Source organism: Paraconexibacter sp. (genome assembly GCF_041602235.1).
Lineage (GTDB): Bacteria > Actinomycetota > Thermoleophilia > Solirubrobacterales > Solirubrobacteraceae > Paraconexibacter.
In genome coordinates this window covers 1-7,325 of the sequence record NZ_JBFIGP010000195.1, presented here as the reverse complement: position 1 = coordinate 7,325, position 7,325 = coordinate 1, and the positions used below count along the sequence as shown (strand labels likewise).

The following is a 7,325-nucleotide window of genomic DNA, read 5'->3' as shown; positions in this document are numbered from 1 at the left end:
GCTCCCGTTCCAGGCACCGCGTTCTGCGCGACCTGCGACATCCCGCTGACCGCCGCCGAGGTCACCTACTACACCGACTACTACACGGCGCTCGGCCAGACTCCGCAGCAGATCCTGGACTCGCTGACGACCTTGGCGACCTCTCGGACGATCCAGTACCGGACGCTGCACGGCCAGTGGACCGAGTACTTCAGCCGCAACGGCGGCAGCGGCATCCCGGCGGCCTACGACGAGTCCTTCGTCTACGTGCTGTCCGACGCCGAGAACAACCACTTCAACGGCAGCTTCAAGAAGTGGACGGCGGACGAGCTGCTGAACCTCGCGGGCGTCGGGCTGCTGAAGTCCACGACCGGCACGCAGGCCACCAACGAGGACCCGAACATCGTCGCCAACGACATCACGATCATCGTGGGCGGCAACACCATCAGCGGCAAGGGCACCGTCGGCCGCGCGGTCGGGCAGACCGAGATCATCCTCGACGGTCGCCCGCTGACCCCGGAGCAGAACGTCGCCCTCGGGTCCGCGGAGCGTCCCGACGTCGTCTTCGTCGGTGGCACGCTGATCCGGGCGACCGCGACGTTCGACGCGGGTGCCCGCACGATCACCCGGTCGGAGGGCGCCTGGGTCGGCATCGCCCCGGGCAACGTCATCCGCGTCGACGGCATCACCCTGAGCTCCCCGATCGGCGTGGCCTACTACACGGTCAGCGCGGTCGTCGGCAACGTGCTGAGCATCTCGTCGGCACCGATGTACGGGGCCGTGCCCGTGATCGCCACCCAGGCGAGCGTGCCGATCACCGTCACCCCGATCGTCGACCCGTCCGTCACGACGACCGTCAGCTTCGATGCGACCACGCGGACGATCACGCGCAGCAGCGGCACGTGGACGACGATCAGCGCCGGGCAGACGATCAAGGTCTCGGGGGTCACGCCGAACGCCAACGATGCCTACAGCCACTACGTCGTGGCGTCGGTCGACGGCGCGGTCATCACCCTGGCCGAGGGCACGGTCCTCACCAGCCAGGCGAGCATCCCGAACATCACCGTCCGCCCGGTCGCGCTGAACCCGACGTTCGAGCGTCGCGGCGGCGTGAACGCGGTCGAGGTCACGATCGCCGACAACGGCTTCAACACGCTCGGACGCGCCGGCGACACGATCACGCGGTCCAGCGGCAGCTGGATCGACGACGGCTTCGTCAAGGGCGCGCTGCTGAAGATCGGTGGGAGCGGGGCGAACGCCACCGACCAGTTCACGAGCTACACGATCGCCGACGTCACCGCGACGACGCTGACGCTCTCGTCCCGCGACATCCTCACGGGCCAGTCCGGCGTGAGCCTCGACATCAGCTGGGGCTACCGTCCCGCGACCACCCGGCTGATCATCGACGAGACCGACGACCTCGACGTCACGGCAACCGGCAAGCTCGACGTCACCGCAACCGGCAACGTCCAGATCGGCTCGCGCGAGACGCTCAAGCTCGGCGTGATCGACACCCCGGGCCGGGCCGCGATCAAGACCAAGCAGTCGATCCTCAGCAACAACGGCGCCGGCACTCCGGGCACGACCTGCGGTACATCGGCGGCGCCCACGAACGTCAACGTGTGCACCGGGGACCTGATCCTGGAGGCGGAGTTCGGGACCATCGGCACCCAGGCCGCGCCGATCTTCCTCGACACCGAGCCGGGCGGCACGGTGACCGCACGCGCCAACGGCGACATCTGGCTCTACAACCGTCTCGGCAACGGCCTGGCCGGCGACCTCGAGCTCGAGACCGTGTACTCCGCCTCCGGCAAGATCCGGCTGGAGAGCGACGGGGCGATCCTGGACGGCCTCAACAGCGACTTCACGAAGGTCAAGGCCGATCACATCGAGCTGGTGGCCGGCGGGGCGATCGGGGCCGACGGCAACGCTCTGGAGACCGACTCCGGTGAGCTCACCGGCGATCTGACCGCGCTCGCCGGCGGCAGCATCTGGCTGACGGAGACCGAGGGCGCCCTGCAGGTCCGGCTCGTCAAGTCGATCACCGGCGACGTGACGATCACCGCTCCGGAGATCCTGGACGGTCCCGACGTCACCTCGCAGAGCCCGACCGGCGGCCTGTTCGGTCCCAACGCCAGCACCGGCGCATCGCGACCGGCGGTCGACGTGGTCGGCAACAACATCACGCTGATCGCCACCTCGGGCCGCATCGGGGCCGCCGGGAACGACCTCGACATCGACAGCGCCCACAGCGCTCCCGGCACGCTGACCTCCAGCAGCACGGCGAACACCTACGTGATCGAGCCGTTCGGCGATCTCGCCCTGAACAGCGTGGCCGCCGGCAGCGACAAGTTCGCGTTCATCACGGCGCTGGCCGGTGCGATCCTCAACGGCAGCGCCGACGTGGGCGGCGACGGCCAGGGCGACGGCGACAACGTCGTGTCCGGCAAGGTCTGGCTGTTCGCCCGCGACCACATCGGGACGTCGAGCAACTGGCTGCTCACCAGCACCGGCCTGCTGCAGGGCCGGTCGACCACGGCGAACGTCTTCATCCAGAACACGGGGCCGGTGGAGATCGGCTGCGTGAGCGAGGACCCGATCACCGGCTGCACCGACCCGAACGGCATCAGCGCGCCGACCGGCGTCTTCTTCACCGCCGGAGGGGCCGGCCAGAGCGGGATCAAGCTGACGAAGAACGTCCAGGCGACGTCGGGCCCGGTCCAGATCATCGCGCAGGACACGCCGGACTCGAACAGCGTCGTCATCGATCCGGGGTGGGCGATCGTCTCCGGGACGACCGTCAGCATCGACGCCGGGGACGACATCGTGCTGCAGGACGGCAGCTCGATCACCGCGACGGGCGCGATCACCATGCGCGCCGACGCGGGTCCGGGCGACGCCGGGACCGGCTCCATCACCCTCACGCACGCGACCGTCCAGTCCGGCGACTCCATCACCGGCACGGCGAGCGGCTCCGTCTACATCTGGTCCGACAGCTTCGTCAACGGCGTCAAGGACGTCACCTTCACCGCGGGCTCCTTCCTGACCGTGTTCGACCCGACCTCGGTCATCAGCAGCGCCGGGAGCGTCCACCTGACGGCGCTGGGCGGCGACGTCCTGCTGTCGCAGGACATCCGCGTCAGCGCGGGTATCGACGTCACGGCCACGGCGTCCGGCAACGTCGTCCTGCACGACAACGTCCTCGTCACCGCCCAGCAGGACGTGCGCCTCTCCGCCATCGACGGCGAGGTCCACATCGGCCAGTCCAACACGACGGTGACGATCGCCGCGGGCCGTGATGTCCTGATCGAGGCGGGCAACGCCATCCACCAGTGGGACGCGGCCACGGTCCACGCGGGCCAGACGATCACCTTCCGTGGCGACGAGCTCGGCATCGACGACCCGGCCGGCGCGACGATCCTGCTCGAGGGCAAGCTCGCCGCGACCCTGATCGAGGTCTACGGAGCCGCGGACCCCGACCTCATCACCTACACGCCGTGGGCGCTCGTCGGACACACCCAGATCTGGGGCGGCGACAGCACCGACCAGATCCTCGTCGACCAGCTGCCGACCGTCGACCTGGCCCACAAGCTGAACCTGGCCGTCAGCGGTCCCACGGCACTGATCACCGGCAACGAGTCGACCCGCAGCCGCAACATGGTCGACGTCGACGGCCAGGGCGCCCAGGACTACGTGACCGTGAACCTGACGGGGGTCGACGGCACCGACTACATCATCCGCGTCCACGACAGCGGCGACCCGGGCGACGGCGCGGACGTCCTGACCATCAACGGCACGGACGAGGCCGACACGTTCCTGGTGCGCGGCAACTACGCCTCGGCCGAGGGGCTGGCCTTCGTCGCGCGGATGCAGCCGAACGGCGGCCCGACGGACTTCGCGGACACCTACGAGCGCGTCAACTACGACCGCACGATCAACGTGCTGCGCCTGAACGGCGGCGACGGCGACGACCGCTTCTACTCCGACGACACGAGCGCGATCATGACGATCGACGGTGGAGACGGCGACGACTACTTCCAGTTCGGCCAGCTCTTCGGGGCACCGCGCGTGTCGATCTACAGGGCGTGGGAGGCCGACCAGGACGGCGACGGCACCGACGAGTCGCTCAGCACCACCGGCACGGTCGCGACCGGCGACGAGCTCACCACGCTGCAGACCACGCGGGGCTTCCTCACCCGCGGCATCAGCTTCCCGGCCGTCGTCTACGGCGGGGACGGCGAGGACCAGTTCGTCGTCTACAGCAACAAGGCGCTCCTGAAGCTGTTCGGCGAAGCGGGCGACGACGAGTTCCTGGTCCGCGCCTTCCTGATCAAGAACTCGGGCGGCTCGTCGAGCGAGGACACCATCCTCAACGGCGGCGGTGGCGACGACCGCATCGAGTACAACATCAACGCGCCGGTCTCGATCGACGGCGGCGAGGGTGTCGACACGATCGTCGTCGTCGGCACGGAGGCCGCCGACAACTTCGTCATCACCCACAGCGCGGTGTTCGGCGCCGGCCTGGCGATCGAGTACACCGGCGTCGAGCGGGTGGACGTCGACGGCATGGAGGGCGACGACCACTTCTTCGTCCTCAGCACCAACGCGAAGGTGATCACCACGATCATCGGCGGGCTGGGCAACGACACGTTCGACGTCGGCGGCGACGTGACCAAGTCGATCATCGCGCTCTCGGTCGAGGGCGTCAGCGGCACCGTCAACCACAGCGTCGTGAGCGCCGACCCGATCTACAACGGGATCTTCGCGCCGGGCATCGAGCTGAACGTCGCGACCGCCGGCACCGGGGTCGTCGTGGTGGAGGAGTCCGGCGGGAAGTCCGTCGTCACCGAGGACGGCGGCAGCGCGGCCTACGACAGCTACACCGTGCGCTTCGCCGTGACGCCGACCGTCCAGACCGTCGCCTACCTGACCGTGTCCGCCGCGCTGTCCCCGTCCAAGGAACTGGCGCAGGGCGCCGGGTCGGTCGAGGTCTCGACCGACGGGATCACCTGGCACGACGCCCTCGTGCTGACGTTCGACACCAGCGACGGCGGCGCGAACGCCTGGGGCCGGACGCAGACGATCTTCATGCGCGCGGTGAGCGACACCGTGTGGGAGGGCGAGCGGACCGTCGTCATCAGCCACTCGCTCCAGAGCGCCAACGCCGCCTTCGACCGGGTGAACATCCGCAACGTCGAGGTGCGCACGATCGACGACGACAAGCCGGACGTCTCGGTCGAGCAGACCGCGACCGGCACCAGCGTCGTCGAGGGCATCCTCACCGACACCTACACGGTGAAGCTCACGCGCGCCCCGAACCCGGGTGAGACCGTCACCGTCGCGCTGGTCGGCGATTTCACGCAGCTGGAGGTCTCCGCCGACCTGCCCTCCCAAGCGTCCCGCTTCGACGCGCTCGCACGGACGATCACGTTCGACGAGACCAACTGGAGCGACGCCTTCGTGCTGCGGGTCGCAGCCGTCGATGACACGACTCCCGAGAACCGGATGTTCCGGACGCTCTTCCACGAGGTGTCGACGACGGGCGGCCTCTACGACGGACCGAACGCGATCCGCGAGCTCGACGTCGAGATCCGCGACAACGACACCGGCGGCGTGCTCGTCGTCGAGTCCGACGGCGCGACGCTCGTCTCGCCCGGCGTGGCGGACACCTACACGCTGCGCCTGACCCGCGCACCCACCGCTCCGGTCACCGTGTCGATCTTCACCGACGGCAAGACGATCGCGCTCCGCGGCAACCCGGCGGACACCCGCTGGGTGCCCGGCACCACGACGACGATGCCCGCGGTCGTGTTCGACCAGTCCAACTGGGACATCCCGTTCCTGGTGTCCCTGGAGATCAACCCGGACTGGACGGACCCCAGCACGGGTGACCCGCAGGCCGATCAGCCCGAGAAGTTCTTCGCCGCCCAGGAGCACGTCGTCGCGAACCTCTTCGGCCCGCTCGTGATCGAGGGCGGCAAGATCAAGGATCGTCCGCTCATCAACGGCGCGAAGCTGCCGACCGAGACGGACATCCCGCTGCCGATCGTCATCGTCGAGACCGACGAGACGCAGCAGACGGACACGCTCAACGTGTTCAACGACGGCAGCGTCGCCGACGACATCGGCACGCTCGGTCTCATCTCCGCCCTGCAGGCCCACGCCCTCGGTCCGATCTACGGCCTGGCGCCCGACGAGAGCGTCGACGCCACGAAGTTCGCGCAGATCGGCGGCCTCGGGATGGGCGGCCCGCGCAGCTTCGACTTCGGGACGCCGGCAGTCCCCGACGTGCGCACCTTCGCGGCGGGCATCAGCTACCACGACGTCGAGGTCGTGGACATCATGCTGGGTCAGGGCGACGACCGGTTCACGGTGGACGCGACGCTCGAGGGCTCGATCACGGTGGTCCAGGGCGGCGGCAACCGCACCCCGAGCGGTGCGGACCGGATCACCGTCAACGGCGGTGGCGGAGCGAGCGCGCCGCTGATCATCTTCGGCGACACCAGCCAGAACGGCCGCTTCTACGACTCGGTGACCGCGCAGATCACCGGGCGTGCGCGCGAGTTCCAGTTCGCCGGCAACGACATCATCGACGCGAGCAACGCGACGCGGTCGGTCGCGATCTACGGCGGCGCGGGCGACGACCTGATCATCGGCAGCCAGGCCGGCGACCACCTCGCGGGCGGCTCCGGCAACGACACGATCCTCGGCCAGGACGGCGTCGACCACATCTACGGCGACGACGGCTTCAACCTCGACCTGTCGAAGCGCCTGAGCCTCTCCACCCAGATCCTGCTGGTCGTCACGGCTCCGTCGGGCACCGACAACGTCGCGCGGCCCGGGCACTTCCAGACCAGCGACAGCCTCCAAGCCGGCAACGACGTGCTGCACGGCGAGGGCGGGGACGACCTCATCTTCGGCGACCACGGCGTCATCGACCAGGTGGCCGGGATCAACCGCATCCTCACCACCGGCGATGTGGTCGGCCTGCGCAGCGTGCGCCTGAACGACTCGGGCAGCGATGTCCTGACCGGTGGCGCCGGACAGGACGTGCTGATCGGCGGCGGACGCGGCGACGCGATCGACGGCGGCACAGGGGACGACCTGATCTTCGGTGACGCGGTCGCCCTGCGGCTCGCCGACGGCGCGGCGATCACCACCCGGCGCTTCCAGCACCTGCAGGGCAGCCTGCTCTACGCGCGGACCGACGTCGCCGGATCGCCGGCGGGGGTCGCCAGCGGCACGCTGCTCGTGGACGGGATCGCGCTCGACTACCGCAACCGCGACGGCAGCGTCCCCTACTGGGCCTACTTCATCGTCGACGACCTCTGGCACAGCGCAGCGAT

The 7,325-nt window shown here is 69.3% G+C and carries 1 pseudogene; it reads left to right on the top strand.

From position 1 onward, the window contains the following. A pseudogene (locus ABYE80_RS14500) lies at positions 1-7,325 on the top strand (hypothetical protein); the annotation flags it as partial.